At 67.2% G+C, this 20854-nt stretch carries 22 protein-coding genes and 1 riboswitch; of the genes, 10 read left to right on the forward strand and 12 right to left on the reverse strand.

Annotation, left to right across the window (positions count from 1 at the left end):
- Window positions 1–19 precede the first annotated feature (19 nt).
- Together GII31_RS19865 and GII31_RS19870 are read right to left on the reverse strand one after the other, a co-directional pair.
- Complete coding sequence (locus GII31_RS19865) at window positions 20–2188, reverse strand: S9 family peptidase (RefSeq protein ID WP_213245073.1); 2169 nt, start codon at window positions 2186–2188, stop codon at window positions 20–22.
- Window positions 2185–3084, reverse strand: a complete 900-nt coding sequence (locus tag GII31_RS19870) for a phosphoribosylaminoimidazolesuccinocarboxamide synthase (protein ID WP_213245074.1) — start codon at window positions 3082–3084, stop codon at window positions 2185–2187. The genes GII31_RS19865 and GII31_RS19870 overlap by 4 nt, the downstream gene beginning before the upstream one ends.
- Before the next feature lie 279 nt (window positions 3085–3363).
- On the opposite strand from GII31_RS19870, the gene GII31_RS19875 reads away from it, so the two are divergent.
- Complete coding sequence (locus GII31_RS19875; RefSeq protein ID WP_213245075.1) at window positions 3364–3717, forward strand: histone-like nucleoid-structuring protein Lsr2; 354 nt, start codon at window positions 3364–3366, stop codon at window positions 3715–3717.
- A 38-nt stretch (window positions 3718–3755) separates the two neighbouring features.
- Window positions 3756–4040: a SelT/SelW/SelH family protein gene (locus GII31_RS19880; protein ID WP_213245076.1), complete on the forward strand. Its 285-nt coding sequence runs from the start codon at window positions 3756–3758 to the stop codon at window positions 4038–4040.
- Window positions 4041–4089: 49 nt separating this feature from the next.
- Here GII31_RS19880 and purB read toward each other — a convergent pair whose 3' ends face one another.
- The 6 genes from purB to GII31_RS19910 form a co-directional block, all read right to left on the reverse strand.
- Window positions 4090–5517, reverse strand: a complete 1428-nt coding sequence (gene purB, locus GII31_RS19885; RefSeq protein ID WP_213245077.1) for an adenylosuccinate lyase — start codon at window positions 5515–5517, stop codon at window positions 4090–4092.
- A 130-nt stretch (window positions 5518–5647) separates the two neighbouring features.
- On the reverse strand, window positions 5648–5932 hold the full coding sequence (locus tag GII31_RS19890) for an antibiotic biosynthesis monooxygenase family protein (protein ID WP_213245078.1): 285 nt from the start codon (window positions 5930–5932) through the stop codon (window positions 5648–5650).
- A gap of 42 nt (window positions 5933–5974) precedes the next feature.
- Window positions 5975–7117 carry a glutamate--cysteine ligase gene (locus GII31_RS19895; RefSeq protein WP_213250764.1) on the reverse strand — a complete coding sequence of 381 codons (1143 nt, stop codon included), beginning with the start codon at window positions 7115–7117 and terminating at the stop codon, window positions 5975–5977.
- 52 nt (window positions 7118–7169) lie between these two features.
- Window positions 7170–7967 carry a superoxide dismutase family protein gene (locus GII31_RS19900; RefSeq protein WP_213245079.1) on the reverse strand — a complete coding sequence of 266 codons (798 nt, stop codon included), beginning with the start codon at window positions 7965–7967 and terminating at the stop codon, window positions 7170–7172.
- Window positions 7968–8075: 108 nt separating this feature from the next.
- Window positions 8076–8567, reverse strand: coding sequence for a LytR C-terminal domain-containing protein (locus GII31_RS19905; protein WP_213245080.1), 492 nt, complete (start codon window positions 8565–8567; stop codon window positions 8076–8078).
- A 77-nt stretch (window positions 8568–8644) separates the two neighbouring features.
- Window positions 8645–9025 carry a DUF3263 domain-containing protein gene (locus tag GII31_RS19910; RefSeq protein ID WP_213245081.1) on the reverse strand — a complete coding sequence of 127 codons (381 nt, stop codon included), beginning with the start codon at window positions 9023–9025 and terminating at the stop codon, window positions 8645–8647.
- Between the two features lie 315 nt (window positions 9026–9340).
- On the opposite strand from GII31_RS19910, the gene GII31_RS19915 reads away from it, so the two are divergent.
- From GII31_RS19915 to GII31_RS19935, 5 genes are read left to right on the forward strand one after another with little or no spacing between them, the layout of a single operon-like run.
- On the forward strand, window positions 9341–9946 hold the full coding sequence (locus GII31_RS19915; protein ID WP_213245082.1) for a peptide deformylase: 606 nt from the start codon (window positions 9341–9343) through the stop codon (window positions 9944–9946).
- 40 nt (window positions 9947–9986) lie between these two features.
- Complete coding sequence (locus tag GII31_RS19920) at window positions 9987–11015, forward strand: GNAT family N-acetyltransferase (protein WP_213245083.1); 1029 nt, start codon at window positions 9987–9989, stop codon at window positions 11013–11015.
- A gap of 32 nt (window positions 11016–11047) precedes the next feature.
- Complete coding sequence (locus GII31_RS19925; RefSeq protein WP_213245084.1) at window positions 11048–11635, forward strand: ribonuclease domain-containing protein; 588 nt, start codon at window positions 11048–11050, stop codon at window positions 11633–11635.
- Window positions 11635–12135: a barstar family protein gene (locus GII31_RS19930; RefSeq protein ID WP_246221969.1), complete on the forward strand. Its 501-nt coding sequence runs from the start codon at window positions 11635–11637 to the stop codon at window positions 12133–12135. Before GII31_RS19925 ends, GII31_RS19930 begins: the two co-directional genes overlap by 1 nt.
- A gap of 5 nt (window positions 12136–12140) precedes the next feature.
- A complete protein-coding gene (locus tag GII31_RS19935) occupies window positions 12141–12917 on the forward strand; it encodes an exodeoxyribonuclease III (RefSeq protein ID WP_213245085.1) in 777 nt (258 codons plus the stop codon).
- Here GII31_RS19935 and GII31_RS19940 read toward each other — a convergent pair.
- The 4 genes from GII31_RS19940 to GII31_RS19955 form a co-directional block, all read right to left on the reverse strand.
- A complete protein-coding gene (locus GII31_RS19940) occupies window positions 12910–14283 on the reverse strand; it encodes a lysine N(6)-hydroxylase/L-ornithine N(5)-oxygenase family protein (RefSeq protein ID WP_322973038.1) in 1374 nt (457 codons plus the stop codon). The genes GII31_RS19935 and GII31_RS19940 overlap by 8 nt on opposite strands.
- Window positions 14280–15680 carry a salicylate synthase gene (locus tag GII31_RS19945; protein ID WP_407649848.1) on the reverse strand — a complete coding sequence of 467 codons (1401 nt, stop codon included), beginning with the start codon at window positions 15678–15680 and terminating at the stop codon, window positions 14280–14282. Before GII31_RS19945 ends, GII31_RS19940 begins: the two co-directional genes overlap by 4 nt.
- A 190-nt stretch (window positions 15681–15870) precedes the next feature.
- Complete coding sequence (locus tag GII31_RS19950; protein WP_407649849.1) at window positions 15871–16665, reverse strand: siderophore-interacting protein; 795 nt, start codon at window positions 16663–16665, stop codon at window positions 15871–15873.
- Window positions 16666–16683: 18 nt separating this feature from the next.
- Window positions 16684–17034 carry a GNAT family N-acetyltransferase gene (locus GII31_RS19955; RefSeq protein ID WP_213245086.1) on the reverse strand — a complete coding sequence of 117 codons (351 nt, stop codon included), beginning with the start codon at window positions 17032–17034 and terminating at the stop codon, window positions 16684–16686.
- 297 nt (window positions 17035–17331) lie between these two features.
- Window positions 17332–17446, forward strand: a riboswitch (TPP riboswitch).
- On the opposite strand from GII31_RS19955, the gene thiC reads away from it, so the two are divergent.
- The 3 genes from thiC (at window position 17439) to GII31_RS19970 (ending at window position 20763) form a co-directional block, all read left to right on the forward strand.
- Window positions 17439–19166 carry a phosphomethylpyrimidine synthase ThiC gene (thiC, locus tag GII31_RS19960; protein ID WP_246221970.1) on the forward strand — a complete coding sequence of 576 codons (1728 nt, stop codon included), beginning with the start codon at window positions 17439–17441 and terminating at the stop codon, window positions 19164–19166. Its footprint overlaps the riboswitch before it by 8 nt.
- Before the next feature lie 48 nt (window positions 19167–19214).
- Window positions 19215–20054: a bifunctional hydroxymethylpyrimidine kinase/phosphomethylpyrimidine kinase gene (gene thiD, locus GII31_RS19965; protein WP_213245087.1), complete on the forward strand. Its 840-nt coding sequence runs from the start codon at window positions 19215–19217 to the stop codon at window positions 20052–20054.
- 49 nt (window positions 20055–20103) lie between these two features.
- Window positions 20104–20763 carry an HAD family hydrolase gene (locus tag GII31_RS19970; protein ID WP_213245088.1) on the forward strand — a complete coding sequence of 220 codons (660 nt, stop codon included), beginning with the start codon at window positions 20104–20106 and terminating at the stop codon, window positions 20761–20763.
- Window positions 20764–20854: the final 91 nt, after the last annotated feature.

Consider the following 20854-nt stretch of genomic DNA (forward strand, 5'->3'; position numbering starts at 1 on the left):
TATATCGGACGAAGTTGTGTCAGAACGTAACGGCTCCGGTCTGCTGCAGGATCCACGCCAGCTCGAACGAGGCCTCCCGCCACTGCTTGTACCGTCCGCTGACACCGCCGTGTCCGGCCGACATCTCGGTCTTGAGCAGGATCGGATGCTCGGAGGTGCTCAACTCCTGGAGCTTGGCAACCCATTTGGCCGCCTCGGTGAACAGCACCCGGGTGTCGTGCAGCGAGGCGAGCGCGAGAATCGGCGGATACGGCCTGGCCGCGACGTTCTCGTACGGGGTATAGGACTTCATGTACTCGTACACGTCGGCGTTGTGCAGCGGATCGCCCCACTCGTCCCACTCGATGACCGTCAGCGGCAGCGACGGATCGAGGATCGAGTTGAGTGCGTCGACGAACGGCACCGACGCCAGAATCCCGTGGAACAGCTCCGGTGCCAGGTTCGCGACCGCGCCCATGAGCAGGCCGCCCGCCGAACCACCCTCGGCCACCATCTGATCGGGCGTGGTCCAGCCGGTGTCGATGAGGTACCTCGCGGCATCCACGAAATCGGTGAAGGTGTTCTTCTTGCTGAGCGTCTTGCCGTTCTCGTACCAGTACCGGCCCAGTTCGCCACCGCCACGCACATGGGCGAAGACGACGACCACACCCCGGTCGAGCATCGACAGCCGCGACGCGCTGAACGCCGGATCGAGACTGGACTCGTAGGAGCCGTACCCGTACAGCAGCAACGGAGCGGGTCCGGTCACGTCCGCGCGCCGGATCACCGACAGCGGGATCCTGGTGCCGTCGGCGGCCGTGGCCCACTCGCGCGACTGCCGGTAGTCGGCCGGATCGTAACCGCCGAGCACCGGCTGCCGTTTGAGCAGTGTCCGCTCGCCCGTGGCGACGTCGAGTTCGAGCAACTCGGCCGGTTCGACGAAACTGCCGTAGGCGATCCGCAGCCGCGGCGTGGCCCATTCCGGGTTGCCCGCCAGCGCGACCGAATACAGTTCCTGATCGAACGACACCTGCACGAAATCGTCCGCCGACGGGATGCCGTCCACCGTGCGCAGATCGGCGATCGACAGCTGCGGGATACCACCGGCGCGGTAGGACAGCACCAAGTAGTCACCGAACGCGTCGAGGTCCTCGATGCGCACGTCCGCACTGTGCCCGATCAGCACCCGCCGCGCGGCGGGATCACGCACCGGCGCGATGTCGACGGCAAAGTTCTCCGACTTCGCCCCGTCGCGGATATCGTTGTGCACGAAGGCGAAATAGTCCTCGCCGTCGATGATCAGATGTTCGACGTTATACTCGACACCCTCCACCCGAGGCGCGATGCTGCGGAACTCGCCGGTGGGGTCGGCCGAGTCGAGAATGTAGGCCTCCGAGGTGATCTTGGAACCCACCCCGATCACCAGGTACTTGTCGCTGTGGGTTGTGCCGATACCCACCCAGTACCGTTCGTCGGGCTCATGGAATACCTTGACGTCCTCGGTACCGGCCCCGATGTCGTGGCGCCACACCGTATCCGGGCGCCAAGCCTCGTCGACCGTCGGATAGAACACGTGCCGGGCATCGAGCGACCACACCGCACCCCCGGCGGTTCCGGGAATCTCGTCGTCGAGCAGCTCACCGGTCCGCAAGTTCTTGAACCGCAACGTGTACCGCTCATCGCCGACGGTGTCGACGCCGTACACGAGCCAGTTGCCGTCGTCGGAGATGCTGTACGCGCCCAAGCTGAAGAAGTCGGCGCCCTCGGCCAGGACGTTGGCGTCGAGCGTGATCTCCTCGCCGGGAACCTCGTCACCGATGGTCGGCGGCGTCCAATCGTCGTCACCGGAAATCGGGCAACGACAACGGATTCCGTACTGCTTTCCCTCCTGGGTCCGGGCGTAGTACCAGTAGCGGCCTCGCCTGCTCGGCACCGACATGTCGGTTTCCTTGACCCGGGACTTGATCTCGGCGAAGATCTGCTCGCTCAGCTCGTCGAGATGTCCGGTGTGCGCCTCGGTATGCAGGTTCTGCGCCTCCAGGTAGTCGATGACCTCCTGGTTCTCCTTGTCGCGCAACCATTCATACTCATCGACGAAGGTATCGCCGTGATGGGTGCGCTCGGTGCGCACCTTCTTGGCCACCGGTGGGACACTCGTACGTGCGGGCACCTGCTGATCGGACACCGTCACCCCTTCCGTTCCGCTCATGCCCGGACCTGCGCATCCGGCCAGTCGGCGAACGACAACTGTGAAATCAATTCGTATGCTTCGATATACCGCTGCCGGGTACGTTCGATGACGTCGGCGGGCAGTTCGGGCGGCGGGTTGTCCGCGGCCCGGTCCCAGCCCGAATCAGGCCCGGTGAGCCAGTTCCGGACGATCTGCTTGTCGAAGCTGGGCTGCACCTGCCCCGCCCGGTAGGTGGCCGACTCCCAGTACCGCGACGAGTCCGGCGTGAGGACCTCGTCGGCGAGGACCAGTTCGCCGTCGGCGCCCAGACCGAACTCGAACTTGGTGTCGGCCAGGATGATGCCCCGCTCGGCGGCCAGTGCCGCGCCGCGCGAATAGATGTCGAGGGTCGCCGCGCGCAACTGCGCCGCCCGCTCGGCACCCTCGGTTTCCACGACCCGCTCGAAGCTGATGTTCTCATCGTGTTCACCCTGCTCGGCCTTGGTGGCGGGGGTGAAGATCGGATCGGGCAATCTGTCGGCCTCACCCAGACCCTCGGGCAGGGCGATGCCGCACACCGTGCCCGTGGACTGGTAGTCGAGCAGACCCGAGCCGGTCAGATAGCCGCGGGCGACGCACTCGACCTGCACCATGGGCAGTGCGTGTACCACCATCGACCGGCCCACCACCTCGGCCGGGATCCGCTCGTCGGTGGGCCCGCCGGCCAGGTGGTTGGGCACCCCGAGGGCGTCGAACCAGAAAAAGCTCATCGCGGTCAGGATTCGGCCTTTGTCACCGATGGCCGGTCGGAGAATATGGTCGTAGGCGGAGATACGGTCGGTGGCCACCAGCAGCAAGGTGTCTGCGTCGATCTGGTAGATCTCGCGTACCTTTCCCGAGGCCACGTGTTGATACGACTGTAAGTTCGGGCGCATACATCGACACTAGGCCATGCGCGGGTGCGTGGCCGCGACCGCAGGTCGTCGATGGGCGCCGCGCCGGACGGGCCACCCGAACCGGCCGCCGCCCGCAGGTGGGACCGCGTGTGGACGAGCACCGATTCCCATCGGATACGCGCCGGACCTCGCAGCGCCCGATGGCTCGTGGCCCGTGCAAATTCTGCTACATTCTCCGGTGTTCGACGGTCATTCCCGGCCCCGTGGCGGTAAATCGCCACGCACGTCGAAACCGCCACAGCGATAAGGATTCACCCAGTGAGACATTATGTCGAGCAGATTGTCGACGATATCGACGGAACGGTCCTCACGGAGTACGAAACCGTGACATTCTCCCTCGACGGCACCACCTACGAGTTCGACACCAGCCTCGAACACGCCGAGGAATTCCGCGCCGGTCTCCGGCGGTACATCGACGCCTCACGCCAGATCGTCAACGGCAATGTGGTCACCCGCCAGCGCGTCGCGACGGTCGGGCAGGACCGTCCGTCCGCGGAACAGAGCCGGGCGATCCGGGACTGGGCACGCAACAACGGTTACGAGGTGAGCAACCGCGGCCGGGTGCCCGCACCGATCGTGGAGGCATTCGAGGCAGCCCACCCCATCCGGTGACAACCCCCTGAGCCGCGCCGCAGGGCATACTTGTCGGCATGAGCCGCCCGCACATCGCGATCACCTACTGCACCCAATGCAACTGGCTGTTGCGCGCGTCGTGGATGGCGAGTGAGCTGCTCAATACGTTCGGTACCGAACTCGGCTCGCTCACCCTCGTTCCCGGCACCGGCGGGGTCTTCCACATCGACGTCGACGGCACCCAGGTGTGGGAACGCAAGCGCGACGGCGGATTCCCCGACGTCGTCACCCTCAAACGGCTGATCCGCGACGCGGCCCTACCCGACTGGAATCTCGGACACGCCGACCGCGCCGCGGAGTGAGTCCGGCAGCGGCCCACCGGACGGGCACCGGCTACAGGATGGGCACCGACTACAGGATGGGCGCCGGTGTGTAAGCGGCGGCCTCCGGATATTCGTCGACGATCCGTTGCGCTGCGGCCACCACATCGGCCACCTGCTGTTCGGCCGCCCCGATGAAGGCTTTCTTGTCGGCCAGCGCCGCCTCCAGCTGGGCGCGATCCAGCGGCAGCCGGTCGTCGGCGGCGAGCCGGTCGAGCAGATCGGGTTCGCGGCCCTCCTCGCGCATGGCCAACGCGACGGCCACCGCGTTCTCCTTGATCGCCTCGTGCGCGCTCTCGCGCCCCACCCCGGCCCGCACCGCCGCCATCAGTACCTTGGTGGTGGCCAGGAACGGCAGGTAGCGATCGAGTTCGTTGGCGATCACCGCCGGGTAGGCGCCGAACTCGGCGAGGACCGTCAGGAACGTCTCCATCAGACCGTCGATGGCGAAGAAGGCATCGGGCAACGCGACCCGGCGCACGACCGAACAGAACACGTCGCCCTCGTTCCATTGGGCGCCGGCCAGCTCCGCGGCCATCGACCCGTATCCGCGCAGCACCACGGCCAGGCCGTTGACGCGTTCGCAGCTGCGGGTGTTCATCTTGTGCGGCATCGCCGAACTGCCCACCTGCCCCGGCTGGAAACCCTCGGTGACCAGTTCGTGCCCGGCCATCAGGCGGATGGTGTGCGCCAGCGACGACGGCGCCGCCGCGGTCTGCACAAGTGCCGAGACCACGTCGTGATCGAGCGAGCGCGGGTACACCTGTCCCACCGAGGTGAGCGACCGCGAGAATCCGAGGTGCGCGGCGACACGCTGTTCGAGGTCGGCAAGCTTCTCCGCGTCGCCGTCGAGCAGATCGAGCATGTCCTGGCTGGTGCCCATCGGGCCCTTGATACCGCGCAGCGGATACCGGTCGATCAGCTCACGCAGCCGGGTCAGCGCGATCATCAGTTCGTCGGCGGCCGAGGCGAACCGTTTGCCGAGCGTGGTGGCCTGCGCCGCGACATTGTGCGAGCGTCCGGCCATCACCACCGTCGAGTACTGTGCGGCGCGGTCGGTGATGCGCGCCAGCACGGCCACCCCGTGGGCGTGCACATGTTCCAGCGACCGCAGGATCTGCAACTGTTCGACGTTCTCCGTCAGATCCCGGCTGGTCATGCCCTTGTGGATCTGCTCGTGCCCGGCGAGCGCGTTGAACTCCTCGATCCGCGCCTTCACGTCGTGCCGGGTGATGCGTTCACGGTCGGCGATGGACTGCAGATCGACCTGGTCGGCCACCCGCTCGTAGTCGGTGATCGCCTGCTCGGGCACATCGATCCCCAGATCGCGCTGTGCCTTGAGGACGGCGATCCACAGCCGCCGTTCCAGTGCGATCTTGGCGCTCGGCGACCAGATCCCGGTCAGGTCGGCGGAGGCGTAACGGGAGGCCAGGACGTTGGAGATAGCAGGTTTCGACACGGCGCAAGTCTATAAGCACAGGCCACCGACACAGCAATCTTCGCCGGTGCTCAGCAAGCACCGCCACGGTTCGGCGCGCTGTGTCTGCCCCGGCGCGAAACCAGCAGACAGCGGGCGGTGACCCGGTTGCTCAGTCGATGTCGTCGAAGTGTTCCACGCGTGGCGGGCCCGCGAAGAACGGGGAGATGGCGGCGCGCCAGGTGGTGAACCGGTCGGTGGCGCGGAAGTTGTCCTCGTGCGCGGCGACCGAATCCCAGTGCACGAGCAGCACGAAACGATCGGGCGACTCGACGCAGTGCGTCATCCGCACGGACTGACAGCCCGGCGTGCCCACGAGCACCTCGCGCACCCCCTTGTACGCCTCGATGAAGCCCCCGGGATCGGTCACGTCGATGATCGCCACTTCAAGAATCATGCCGATGACTCTAGCGGTGCGGACAACCGGCGACCGGGGCAGTCACAGCTCCGCGACGACCGAGGCGACCACATCCCGCACCGATCCGGTGCGGGCGAACACCGCACGCTGGCGCTGATAGCTGGCACCACGCTCGATGATCCGGCCCACGCCGGCCAGCTCGTCCAGGCAACCGAGTGAATCAGCAATCGGCTCAAGACGTTTGAGCAGGTCAGCGAGGTCGTCGGTGACCAGCCGCTCAGCGAGATCGCGGTCGCAGATCACGATGGCGTCCAGCCCGTACCGGGCCGCGCGCCACTTGTTCTCCTGCACCAGCCACGGCGGCATCGTCGAAAACCGCTCACCGGCGTCCAGCCGCAGCGACAGATCGACCACCAGGCAGTGGATCAACGCCACCAGTGCCGACAGCTCATCGACGTTGGTGGCCCCGTCGCACACCCGCACCTCAATGGTGCCCAGATGCGGCGACGGGCGGATGTCCCAGCGGATCTCGTTGGTGTGCTCGATGATTCCGGTGATCTTCTGGTCGGAGACGAACTTCTCGAACTCAGCCCATCGGGTGAACTGGAACGGCAGGCCCGCCGTGGGCAGCTGCTGGAACATCATCGCCCGATTACTGGCGTAGCCGGTGTCCTGCCCGGCCCACATCGGCGACGACGCCGACAGTGCCAGCAGATGCGGGTAGTAGTTGAGCAGCGAATCGAGGATCGGCAGCACCTTGTCGCGCCGGTCGATGCCGACGTGTACGTGCACACCCCAGATCAGCATCTGCCGACCCCACCATTGGGTGCGTTCGATCAGCTCGGCGTACCGGTGCCCCTCGGTGAGCAGTTGCGTCGACCATTCGGCGAACGGATGAGTGCCCGCGCCGTACAGGTCGACGCCCAGCTCGTCGGTGAGTTCGCGGACCGCGCCGAGGGTTTCGGACAGATCGGTCATCGCCTCGCCGGTGTTGCGGCAGATACCGGTCACCAGCTCGACGGTGTTGCGCAGCAGTTCCTTGTGCACCTTGCCGTTGGGCGAGCCATTCTTCTGGCCCGCCCGCTGTGGCATCCGGCTACCGACCAGGTCGAACAGCACCTCCGCCGAATTGGACAGGTCACCGGTGCGCTTGTCGGTGAGCGCGAACTCCCACTCGACGCCGAGAGTCGGCGCCGGTGACCCGACGAATTCGATCGGGGTGATCACGACGTTCCGCTCCGCGAACCGTGCAACCCTGGACTACCGGCCCCGCGGACTACTCGTGTTCCCCCGACTCGTGGCTGCCCGACTCGTCGCCATCGGACTCGTGGCCGTCCGACTCATGACTGTCCGACTCATGGCTGTCGCCATGTTCCTCGACGGCCTCGATGACACCGCAGGCGATCCGCGAACCGGCATCACCGGTGGTCAGGGTCCGCTCATCGGGCTCGGCCGCGTATCGGGTGGGGATGTTGCCGAAGTTATCGGGATCGGCGTGGATGATGATCGACGTGCCGGCAACCTGCTCCAGCGTGACCTTGTCGGTAGTGGTGGAGGTCTCGCCGGACCCGTCCTCGAGCACGTTGATCGACACCAGGTCGCCACTTGCCGGATGTCCGGTGTTGCCGTCGACCTGCAGGTGACCGCCCGCCGACGTGAACGGCTCGGCGCCCGATGCCTTGCACTCTCCGTTGGCGTGCAGATGCATGCCGTGGAAACCCGCGGGCAGCCCGCTGACCACCACGGCCACCTTCACGGCATCGCCGAGGCTGGTGAAGGTGGCGGTGCCGACCGACTTGCCCTCGGCGTCCTTGAGTTCGGCGGTGGCCTTCCCCGAATGTCCGTCGACACCCGACACATCGCCCGGAGGCGCCTGGTTGCCGGTCACCACCGACGGCGTCGTGTACGGGGCATCGGATGCCTCCTCATCGGGCGAGCAGGCCGACAGGCCCGCCCCGATGGCGCCCGCCGCCGCGATCACCGCGACCACACGCGCGGTACGACGACGGCCGACGGCCGGGGCGAGCGCAGCGACGGGGGATTCCGGGGTGGCGAGGTGGGAACTGGCGGACATGGCACTCCTTGCGTCTGGTGGGACCACGTGTCTGGTGGACCAAGTATTACAGGCTGTAGTGGGTACGCGGCGCACGGGTGCGATGATCGGCCGTCGCCACGGCCGGCGTCAGCGGGTCACGACGATCACAGGCATCCCGTCGGGGCATTCGGTGAACACGTCGGGGCGTGCCTCGACACTCACCGAACCGCCGAGCGCCTTGGACACCCTCTGCGCCGCGGACCGGTCGCCCGAATCGTAGAAGATCGTGTTCTCGGTGATCGAATCGGTGGTGAGGTTGGCCGGTTCGGACACGGTGAAGCCCTTGCCCTCCAACTCGGTGGCGACATCACCGGCCAGACCGGCCACGGTGCCCGCGTTGAACACACACAGCGATGGAGCCTTGGTGGTTGTCGCGGACGAGGAAGTTGTTGCCGCCACGGACGTGGACAGCGATGCGGCGGGCAGCTTCGCACCCGCCTCGGCCAGCTCCTTCTCGGGATCGTCGCCGCCGGAGGCCGCCGAATGCCATGCCAGCCCGAAGAACACCACAGCCACGGCCAGCAGCAGCATCGCTCCCGCCCGCAAAGGCAGGTTGTTCTGTTCCCGATCAGCTTTCATCACGGCAACTTTAGCTCAACGCGGCCGTCACAACGGGTCGGCCGGACAGTGTCACCCAACAATAGGGCGGGCCGAACTCAGGTGATCTCGAAACCGAGCCGACGCGCCGCGCGCGCCTTCTGGCGGGCGGACCGCAGCCGACGCAGCCGCTTGACCAGCATCGGGTCGGCGGCAAGCGCCTCGGGCCGGTCCACCAGCGCGTTGAGCACCTGGTAGTAGCGGGTCGACGACAGCCCGAACAGCTGCTTGATGGCTTCTTCCTTGGCCCCGGCGTACTTCCACCACTGACGTTCGAACGCCAGGATGTCGTGGTCGCGACGGGACAGGCCGTCCTCGCCGACCGCCTTCGGGTCGACCTGGGAGTCGGCATCGATCAGCGTCGAGACAACAGGATCCACCACACCCTCATTCGTTGTCCGGTCACCGTGATCGCCGCTACGCGCTGCTGCGCTATCCATGTCGCTCCCTCTGGATTCGCCTCATGCTTGTGGACACCCCCGACTGATTCACGGTCCACGCGGCGGCCCCGGCACGGGGACGCACGCTGACATGGTGACTCACATCGATGTCGTTTCGCCCGCAATCTAAACACGGCCGGACCCGCCAACCCCGGCATGACTCGCCACCACACGCCGATCCGAAAAAATCCGGCGGTAATCTGACACACGCGGCCCGCGACCGGTGATCCACCGGACACGCCGCCGCACCGCATTCCCGGCCCCGGGACACCCGCACCGGACCGTTCCTCACGCGTCACGAGAAGAAACGAACACATGGCTATTCTCCCGATCTGCATCATCGGCGAACCTGTCCTGCACACGCCGACCGCACCCGTCGAACTCGACGATCAGGGCCGCCCGTCCGCCGAGATCGTCACGCTGCTCGACGACATGTACGAGACGATGGACGCCGCGAACGGTGTCGGGCTGGCCGCCAACCAGGTGGGCGTGGGCCTTCGGATGTTTGTCTACGACTGCCCGGACGAAAGCCGCGGGTCGGTGGTCCGGCGGCGCGGCGAGGTGATCAACCCGGTGCTGGAAACCTCCGAGATCCCCGAGACGATGCCCGATCCCGAGGACAACGACGAGGGCTGTCTGTCGGTTCCGGGCGAACAGTTCCCCACCGGTCGCGCCGACTGGGCGCGCGTCACCGGTACCGACCGCAACGGTGAACCGGTCACCATCGAGGGCAACGACTTCTTCGCGCGGATGCTGCAACATGAGACCGGCCACCTCGACGGCTTCCTGTACGTCGACGTGCTCGTCGGCCGCAACGCGCGCGCGGCGAAGAAGGCCGTCAAACGCAACGGCTGGGGTTCGCCGGGGCTGACCTGGCTGCCCGGGACCCAGGCCGACCCCTTCGGTCACGACGACGAGTGAACCGCGGTGAGTGAGCCGACACAGTGAGTGAGCCGACGCCGTGAGTGAGCCGTTTGTGGGCGACCGGGTGGTGGTGCGCTACCGGCTCGGCGCCGACACGCCCGCGGACTGGCGCGATACCCCCAATCCGGCGGCTTCGGCGGGTCCGACGCTGTCGGATGTGACCGGCATTGTCGTCGCCGGACCGGACGACGGTGAACTGATCCGGCTCGACCGCGACGGGACCGTCGTGAACATCCCGCTCACCGCGGTGACGTCGGTACGTGTCCTGTCGCGCCGGACCGTACGCAACAGCGAGATCCGGGCGATCGAGTACGCGGCCGCGCACGGCTGGCCGGGCGTCGAGTCGACGTGGATCGACGGTTGGCTGGTGCGCGCGGGCCACGGCTACACCCGGCGGGCCAACTGCGCGGTGCCGATCGATGTCGATGCCCGCGCCGACGGGCCGACCCTCACCGCGATCGCCGCCTGGTACCGAGAACGATCGCTGCCGCCGCAACTGGCCTGGCCCGACAGACTGCTGCCCGCCGCGCATCTGCCCGGACCGCTCGAACAGCCCGTGCAGGTTCTCACCGCCCGGATCGACACGATCACCGACAGCACCCACCGCACCGACGATCCGGAAGTCGCCGTCGAGCCCACCGCCGGCGCCGGGTGGCTCGACGTGCGCCTGGCACCGGAACCGGCCGCCCGGCCGGCGGCCGGCGCACCCGACGGCACCGGACCCGATCGCGCCGTGGCTGCCGCGGTGATCAATGCGGTACGCGACGGGCAGTTGATGTTCGCCGGTATCGGTGACCGGGGGCGGCTGGTGGCGATCGGCCGGGGAGCTGTCACCGCGACCGCGGCCGGGCAACCCGTACTCGGGGTGACGGCGCTGCACACACTGCCCGATCACCGCGGCCGCGGACTGGCCGGGCGGGTGCTGTCGGCGCTGCTGCGGCGGGGGAAAGAACTCGGCGCCGACACGGTGTACCTACAGGTCGACGCCGGCAACCGCGCGGCGGGCGCATGGTATCGGCGCCTCGGTTTCGGCCTGCACCATCAGTACGGGTACGTCGTGCTGTAGCGGTCGGTCGTCATGGCCTACCGTTGACTGCGATGTCCGATACCAGCGCACCGGGCCGCAAGCGGTCCGCACCGATCACCGCAGTCGCCGTCCTGATCATCGCCGCTCTGAGTGTGATCGTCTGGCTGGCCACCGGTGGGGGCGACGATCCCGGGTCAACCGGTTCCGCCGCCTCGTCCACCGCCCGCAGCACCGCCGCCCTCTCACCCGGCACAACCTCCCGGGTGACGGCGCCGCCCCAGACCACATCGCCCCAGACCACATCGCCCCAGACCACATCACGGCGGACCGCGACACCGGGGACGTCCCGGTCGACGGCCACGGCCGGCGGTATCCCGGCGCACGCGCTGGCCACGCTCGAACTGATCGACGCCGGACAGTGGCCTGAGGCCGCCGACTCACCCGGCACCCGCGGCGGCGGTACCTTCCGCAACAATGAGGGCCTGCTGCCGCGCACCGGCTCCGACGGCCGCCGCCTCAGGTTCCGGGAGTGGGACGTGAACCCGAAGAAGCCGGGCCGCGGGCGCGACGCCGAACGCATCATCACCGCCGACGACGGTTCGGCCTGGTACACCGACGACCACTACCGTTCCTTCACCCAGATCCGAGGACCGAACTGATGGAATCCCCGATCTCGTTGCGCCAGTTTCTCATCAACGCCGCGCACGACGGCCCGCCCATCGGGCTGCTCGGTTCGGCGCACATGCCCACGCCCGGCAGACGATTCGCCGTCCGCACCGTCGACGCCGCGGAGATGACCACCTTGTCGGGTCTGTTCACCGCATTCGCGCGGGCCTGGGAATTCGGGAGATCATTCGGACACAACAAGGACGCCTTCGACGACTGCATGCGCGACCTCGACGGCCCGGCCCTCGCCACGGGCATGGTGCCACCGGCCGGATATCTCACGCACATCTCCCGGGCGCACAACCTGCTCACCGCGGATCTGACCCAACTCGACTGGTTCGCCTCGTCGCTGTCGTTCTACCGTGACCACTACGCCCACCAGGCCCATCCGTCGGCGACATTCGCGGTGGTGCTCTCCACCTCCGACCGCCGCCGCGGACTGGTCCGTGAACGCTGGCACGCCACCGGCACCACGCTCGTCGAGATCGACTGACCGCCATGCGTATAGCGACGTGGAACGTCAACTCGATCCGCGCCCGATCGGAGACGATCGTGGCGTGGCTGGAACACAACGACATCGATGTGCTGGCGATGCAGGAAACGAAGTGCCCCGACGACCGGTTTCCGGTGATGAGTTTCCTCGCCGGCGGCTACGACGTCGCGTTCTGCGGGCAGGGCGGCTTCAACGGAGTGGCCATCGCCTCCCGCATCGGACTTGAATCCGTGCAGTACGGTTTCGACGGGCAACCGCCGTTCGCCGACGCCGGCGTCGAGGCGCGGGCCATCTCCGCCCACTGCGACGGTGTCCAGGTGTGGAGCCTGTATGTGCCCAACGGCCGGGCCGTCGACGACCCGCACTACACCTACAAGCTGGAGTGGCTGGCGGCGCTCGCCGACCGCAGCGCGCTGTGGCTGGCGCACGACCCGGCTGCCCAGATCGTGCTGGCCGCCGATTGGAACGTCGCCCCCACCGACGACGACGTGTGGGACCGGGCACTCTTCGAGGGCAAACCCCATGTCACCGACGCCGAACGGGACGCGGTGGCCGCGATCACCGACAACGGATTCACCGACGCGGGTCTGCCGTACGCGCCCGGCTACACCTTCTGGGACTACACCCAGCTGCGGTTCCCCAGGGACCAGGGCATGCGGATCGACTACCTGCTGTGCTCACCCGCGCTCGGTGACCGCGTGTTCGACGCACACGTCGACCGGGAGGCACGTAAGGCGCGAGGCGCCAGCGATCACGCGCCCGTGGTGCTCGACATCAGCTGAATCGCGGGTCCGTCACCGCGCGACGGGCCACCACCGAATCGATGATTTCCCCGGCACGCACCGCGATGTTCGACAGCAGCGTCGACGACAGACCATGGGTGTTCTCGACGCCGCCGTTGAGGTAGACCCCGGCGCGCACCGTGTCGGTGGTGGCGAGCCGGTAATCGCGGCCCACCACCGGCCTGCCCGCCTCGAAAACGCCCGCCGACGCGGCATCGCCGAGCAGATCCCGGATGTCGCCCGGGCTGAAACCCGTGGCGCAGACGAGCGCGTCGACGCGAATCGTGTCCTCGCCACCGGTCATCAGATTGCGGATACCCAGGGTGACCCCGTCGTGGTCACCGTCGACACCGACCACCTCGGTGGTGCGGTGAATGATCAGTCGCCTTGTGCCGGTAACTGTTTCGTGATACTCACGCCGGTATAGCTCTTCCAGCAGGTCCATGTCGACCGCCGAATAGTTGGTGCTGCGGTGGTAGTCCATCAGACGTTCGCGCACATCGGCGGGCGCCGAGTACCAGAGATCGACGGTGTCGGGATCGAACACCCGGTTCGCGAACGGGCTGTCATCGGACGGAGACAGTCCGAACTTGGTGTGCAACAGGTGAACCCGTGAATCCGGGTAGGTCGAGTGCAGATATTCGACGACCTCGGCCGCACTCTGTCCCGCACCGAGCACGGCGAACGCACCGTTGGGCATCGACGGAACGCCACCGAGGCGGTCCAGAATGTCGTGGTTGTGAAAGATCCGGTCCCCGGTGGCGATACCGTCGGGCATACGTCCCACCAGACCCGGCGCGAACAGAACATTACGGGCACGCAACTCGAATGGGCCATCGGCACTGTCACAGCTCACCACCACGTGGTCGCCGTCGAATGAGATGCACGCGGCCCGGGTTCCGTACCGGACATCGGCGTCGACGGAATTCGCGGCCCAGGCCAGATAATCACCGAACTCGTGCCTGCTCGGGAAAAAGGTCTGCTGGTTGATGAAATCAACCATCCGACCCTTGTTGTGCAAGTAGTTGAAGAATGTGTACGCACTGCGCGGATTACGCATAGTGGCAAGATCTTTGGGAAATGCGATCTGCATGTTCGCACCCGGCAACATCATTCCCGGATGCCAGCTGAACGCGGGCTTGCTCTCCACGAACGCGGCCCGCAACCGGGTACCTGATTCGGCGAGTTCCTCCAGAACCACCGCCACCGCCAGATTTGCCGGACCGAAACCGATGCCCACCACGTCGAGCACCTCACCGCCACCTGAGGGACCACCACCCGAGGGGCCGTTCGGGGCCACGTCATCGAGTGCCCCGCACCCGGAGTCCGCCAACGCCGAGACGCCCACGTCGGCGCGGGCAGTCACAAGGCCTCTCCCGCGTCCACAGCGCCGTCGTCGCCGTGCTGCGCGGCCACGATGTACGGTGCCAGGCCGGCGAGCTTCTCGCAGGTCTCCTCGAACTCACGATCGGGGCGGGACGGTTCGACCACACCGGCACCCGACCGCAACCACGCCTGCCCGTCCTGGGCGTACACCGAGCGCAGCACCAGCGCGGCCTCCAACTCCCCCGCCGACGACGCGGTCATGATCGCACCCGAGTAGAGGCTGCGCGGCTTCGGTTCGAGCCGGTAGATGGCGTCGAGCGCGGGCGCCTTCGGAATGCCCGAGGCGGTGATCGACGGGAACAGCACCGACAGCGACACCCACGGACCGGCGTCCTGGCGCAGCGTTCCGCGCACCGTCGACGCCAGGTGCTGGACATGACCGCGTTCGCGGATCGCCATGAACTCGGTGACCGCGGTGCTGCCCGGTTCTGCGATCGACTCGATCTCCTCGAAGCAGGCTCGCACCGACACCGCGTGTTCGGTGATCTCCTTGCCGTCGTTGAGCAGTTCCTCACGAGCGGCCGCGTCCTCCTCGGGCGAGCGGCCCAGCGGACGGGTGCCGGCGAGCGGCTCGGTGAGCACCTGCCCATCCGCCGTCACCGAAACAACCAGTTCGGGGCTGAACCCGGCGGTCTCGATGCCGCCGAGCGACACCAGGTACGAGCGCATCGGATTGTTGGCGACACGGGCACGGGCGTAGGTGGCGGGCATGTCGACGGCGAACGGGATGTCGACGTGCCGGGACATGATGACCTTCTGATAGTCGCCGGCGGCGATCTCGGACACCGCCGCCGCCACCTGTCCCCGGTAGTCGTACGGATCGGAGTCGATATCGATGTGCGGCGTCTCCCGGCGGCCGTTCGCCTCGGCGATGTCCGCGGCTGCCTTCGCCACCGCGAGCAGGTCGTCGTCGAGGCCGACACCGCCGATCTCGACGCCCCCGCCGACACCGTCCGGGCTGACGGTCAGTTCCACCCTCGGGACGATGACGTGGGCGAGCACGGTATCGTCGGCGACGCGCGAGCCCAGTCCGTGATGTCCGGCGGCGAAATCGAAACCGACCCAGCCATAGAGCTGCCAGTCGGCCATCGGCAGCGCGGCGACCGCTTCGGCGAGCGCGTCGACGGGCCGGGCACCGGGTTCGTCCACCCAGCGCCGGCTGGTCGTGGTGTCCTCGGTGACGACCGAGACATCCGTTCCGGTCAGAATGATCCTGGCCACGGCGTCGGCGGCGAATGTCCACCGGCCGTCACGTTCGTAGACCACGTAGTCGGCGAATCGTCCGGTGGCCGCCCATGCGGCGCAGACCTGCGCCGGATCAGCCGGTGTCGACGAGCCCGCGTGCGCGGTCACCGATGTACTCGCTGTCATACTCACGCCGGAACTCCTCCCTGCGGGACTCAGATATCGCACGATCGCCCAGAACGCGCACAATCTCTCAGACACCGCACAACCTCGCAGATACCGCGCAATCTCCCAATCATGGCAGAATCTCGGTGCAGCAGTTTTAGGAAAGCCTAAGTTACCTCCTGGTGAATCGCGAAATCCCGATACCACACCGAACGCATCATGACGGGCCTCTCGTCTCCAGCCAGTATGCCTGCGCCTTGACCTCGTTCCTGCTCAGCTTGTAATCGGCACGCAGGATCGCCGCGATCGCCCGCGTCCGGGCTGTGTCCAACGCCACCCAACCGAAGTGGCCCGACGCATCGAAGGCGGCGTCCCGCAGCGCCCCGACGATGCCCGGTGCCCTGCTTCCCGGGCGACCGGCCCCACCCCGGGCGTGCCGGTGCCGACCACGACGCACCCAATGCAGGGTGTCGTGCGGGCGCAACCGGATGGGCAGATCCTTGTCACTGTCGTGAACCCACTCGAACCAGATCGTGGCCGGGGGCCCCTGCGTGCCGAGCGCGTCGAGCAACGAGTTGATCGCCGGCAGGGATGCCGGTTCACCCACCAGCAGCCAGCCGGCGGGTGCGGGATCCGGGACGGCGAATCCCGAGCGTAAGAACGTGGCCCCGAGCACGTCGCCGGGTTGCGCGGCCAGTGCCCACCGGCAGGCCACGCCCTCGTGGAGGGCGAACTCGACGGCGAACGAGTCGGTGATCGGGTCGGGGTCGATGACGGTGTACCCGCGCTGATGCGGCCTGCCGTTGCGATCCTCGAACCACAGCCGCAGAAACATCGTCGGGTGGTACGGCCGGTCACGCAGCAGACCTCCGCCGGAGAACCCGAGCCGCACGTAACGGTCGGTGAGGTATCGCGCCGGGGACGTCACGGTCAGTCGATAGTCAACGGCACCCATCGCCCTCAGAATCAGGCCCTGGACTCCGCCCGCCCCGCCGACGCCGGTTTCACTCACCGGCCCAGCGTAGAGACCTCAGGCAGGCACGAGTTCGACGGCGCCCGGGTGCGCATCAACATAGCGCTTGGTGAAACTGCAGACCGGCCGCAACCGGGCGTCACGATGGCGGGCATAGGCCACCACGCCCCTGGCCAGCCGCGATCCGAGTCCATGGCCGGTGTACTCGTCGTAGATGACGGTGTGCATCACCGAGATGGTGGGTTTGCCGTCGATCGTCTCGGCCGTGTACCCGAGAACGCCGACCAGATCACCGGCGACCCACAGTTCGAACCGGTCTCGTTCGGGGTTGTGTACCACCTGGGAGATCTGATGCAGAATCGCCTGCGCCGACTGGGGCGGTCGGACGGACTGGGTCTTGCGCTGCACTGGCTCTACCTCTCCAACAATTTGTGATACCGGTCACATAGTAGCGGTGCTTGCCATTGTTCGCACGGGAAAAATTCCGGGCCCGCCGAAAAGCGCACAAACGGACAGCACCCCGAGAGCAACCGCGTGAACACGCCGGACGGGTCCGGTGGACTGCTTCGCGGACGATCTCGCGATCGGTCGCGGGCGGCGACGGGCCCGATATCGCCGCACAGGCCCGCGGCCGCCCCGCTGGACAGCCACCCGGAAGCGGCTACGATGGCCGTCGAACCGCCGCCGGTGTCGGTTCGACCACACAAGTGAACACGCGGGGGCTCTCACGATCACCGAGGGCTGAGATGGTGGCAGGCGGCCGCCGACCGCCTGAACCTGTCCGGGTAATGCCGGCGTAGGGAGCGCACTCAATGGATACCCGTCTGTCCACAACCAGCAGCACACCCACCAACGGGCCGTCCGACGACGGCCGCCAGAGCATCACCACCGGCCCCATCGCCGGCAGCCACAAGCAGTACATCGACGCCGACGGTCTGCGGGTACCGCAGCGGCGCATCGAACTCACCAACGGCGACCACCTCGACGTGTACGACACGTCCGGGCCGTACACCGACCCGACGGCCGACATCGACGTCGAACGCGGGCTGCCGCCGGTCCGCGACTCGTGGCACCGGCCCGAGCCGGTGGCCGCCGGACCGGAAACCGGCCCCACCCGGCTGGCATCAACCCAATTATCCTGGGCCAGAGCCGGAATCATCACCGACGAAATGCGTTTCGTGGCAGCTCGCGAAGGCTTCGACCCCGAGGTCGTCCGGGAGGAGGTGGCCGCCGGACGTGCCGTGATCCCCGCCAACCATCGCCACCCGGAGTCCGAACCGATGATCATCGGCAAGCGCTTCGCGGTGAAGGTGAACGCCAATATCGGCAATTCTGCTGTGCGCAGCGATATCTCGGAGGAGGTGGAGAAGATGGTGTGGGCCACGCGCTGGGGCGCGGACACCATCATGGACCTGTCGACCGGCAAGGAGATCCACCTCACCCGCGAATGGATCATGCGCAACTCACCCGTACCGGTGGGTACCGTGCCGATCTACCAGGCACTGGAGAAGGTGAACGGCGATCCCACCAAACTCACCTGGGAACTCTACCGCGACACGGTGATCGAGCAGGCAGAACAGGGCGTCGACTACATGACGGTGCATGCCGGCGTGCTACTGCGGTACGTACCGCTCACCGCCCGCCGGGTCACCGGCATCGTCTCGCGCGGCGGCTCGATCATGGCCGCCTGGTGTCTGGCACACCATGAGGAATCGTTCCTGTACACCCACTTCGGCGAACTGTGCGAGATCTTCGCACAGTACGACATCACCTTCTCCCTCGGTGACGGCCTGCGTCCCGGCTCCATCGCCGACGCCAACGACGAGGCCCAGTTCTCCGAGCTGCGCACCCTCGGCGAATTGACATCGATAGCGAAAAGCTATGGCGTGCAGGTGATGATCGAAGGTCCCGGACACGTGCCGATGCACAAGATCGTCGAGAACGTCCGGCTCGAGGAAGAACTGTGCGAGGAGGCACCGTTCTATACCCTCGGACCGTTGGCCACCGACATCGCACCCGCCTACGACCACATCACCTCCGCTATCGGCGCGGCCATGATCGCCCAGGCCGGCACCGCGATGCTCTGCTACGTCACCCCGAAAGAGCATCTGGGACTGCCCAACCGGGACGACGTGAAGGTCGGTGTGATCACCTACAAGATCGCCGCCCACGCCGCCGACCTGGCCAAGGCGCACCCCCGCGCCCAGGAACGCGACAACGCGCTCTCGCAGGCGCGTTTCGAGTTCCGGTGGACCGATCAGTTCAACCTGGCCCTCGACCCGGACACCGCCCGTGAATACCACGACGAGACACTGCCCGCCGAACCGGCGAAGACCGCGCACTTCTGCTCGATGTGCGGGCCCAAGTTCTGCTCGATGCGCATCAGCGCCGACGTCCGCACCTACGCCGAGGAGAACAACCTGGTGACCGCCGAGGACATCGACCGCAAGATCGCCGAGGAGATGGCGGCCAAGTCTGCGGAGTTCGCGGACCAGGGCAATCGCGTGTATCTGCCGTTGGAAGCCACCGCGACGCACTGACCTGGGCAACCGTCCCGAACCCGCCCCCCATGGAACGAAAGCACCAGTGTGACTGAACTACCCACCGCACCAACGGGTATCACGCCCGCCCGGGTCCTGACGATCGCCGGTTCGGACTCGGGTGGTGGGGCGGGCGTCCAGGCGGACATGCGCACCTTCGCCACGCTCGGCATCCACGGATGTGTCGCGATCACCGCCGTGACGGTGCAGAACTCCCTCGGGGTGCAGGGTTTTCAGGAGATCGAACCACCGATCGTCGCCGGGCAGATCACCAGCGTGGTCACCGACATCGGGATCGGCGCCGCCAAGACGGGGATGCTCGCCTCGAGCGCGATCATCGAGGCCGTCGTCGATGCCTGCACGCCGTTGGGCATCGGCGGCGACGGCACCATCCCGCTGGTGGTGGATCCGGTGTGCGCGTCGATGCACGGCGATCCCCTGCTGGCCACCGAGGCACTGGATGCGTTGCGCGACATCCTGTTCCCTATCGCCACGGTGGTAACCCCGAACCTCGACGAGGTACGGCTGATCACCGGCGTCGACGTCATCGATGACGCCTCCCAACGCGAGGCGGCCCGCGCCCTGTGTGGTCTGGGTGCCCGGTGGGCGCTGGTGAAGGGCGGGCACCTGCGGTCGTCGGCACAGAGTCCGGACCTGCTGTTCGACGGCCTTGAGTTCCACGAGTTCACCCACTCGCGGATCGACACCCCGCACGACCACGGCGCCGGTGACACCCTGTCGGCGGCGATGGCATCAGCCCTGGCACATGGCTTCTCGATGCCCGATGCGGTGGCCTTCGGCAAACAGTGGGTGACCCGCGGCCTGAAAGCGGCATACCCGCTGGGCGGCGGCCACGGCCCGGTCAACCCGTTGTGGCGAATCGGCTGAGGACTCTCGGAGGACATTCCTGGCAGTCCGCACCGTAAACTCTACGGCCATGAGCGAATCCTCCGCCGTGATCCGCGCCGTCGTCTTCGACGTCGGCGAAACCCTCGTCGACGAGTCGCGGCTATGGCTCCGGTGGGCGGACCGGCTCGGCGTCACCCCGTTGACCTTTCTCGGTGCGATCGGGGCGTGTGCGGCCACCGATCGTCCGGTCGAGGATGCCTTCGCGATCGTCCGCCCGGGTATCGACGTGGCCGCCGAGGATGCGGCGTGGGCGGCCGACGACCCGGCCGGGTTGCGCAACGGCTTCGACGCCGACGACCTGTATCCGGACGTCCGCCCGGCACTGACCCGGTTGCGGGACTCGGGTCTGCGGCTGGTGATCGCCGGCAATCAGCCGCCGCGTGCCCTCACCGCCCTGCGCGCCATGGATCTGCCGGTCGACGTGATCCGCAATTCCGCCGAACTCGGCGTCGAAAAGCCCGACCCGGGGTTCTTCGCCGCAGCCGCCGAACTGGCCGGAGTGATACCCGAACAGATCGCCTACGTCGGCGACCGCGCCGACAACGACGTCCTGCCGGCCGCCGACGCCGGCATGTGGCCCATCCTGATCCGCCGCGGACCATGGGGCTACCTGCACGCCCAGCGCCCCCAGTCGACCCGCGCAAAGATCATCGACTCCCTGCTGGAACTGCCCGCACTACTGGGATGAGCACGGCTGGGAGTTGAACACGGCTGGGGCGAAAATGGTTGGGGGTGAACACCACCGCGGCCGGCACCAACGCGGTGACCCTGATGCATAC

The sequence above is a fragment of the Gordonia pseudamarae genome, from assembly GCF_025273675.1.
GTDB classification, from domain to species: Bacteria; Actinomycetota; Actinomycetes; order Mycobacteriales; family Mycobacteriaceae; genus Gordonia; species Gordonia pseudamarae.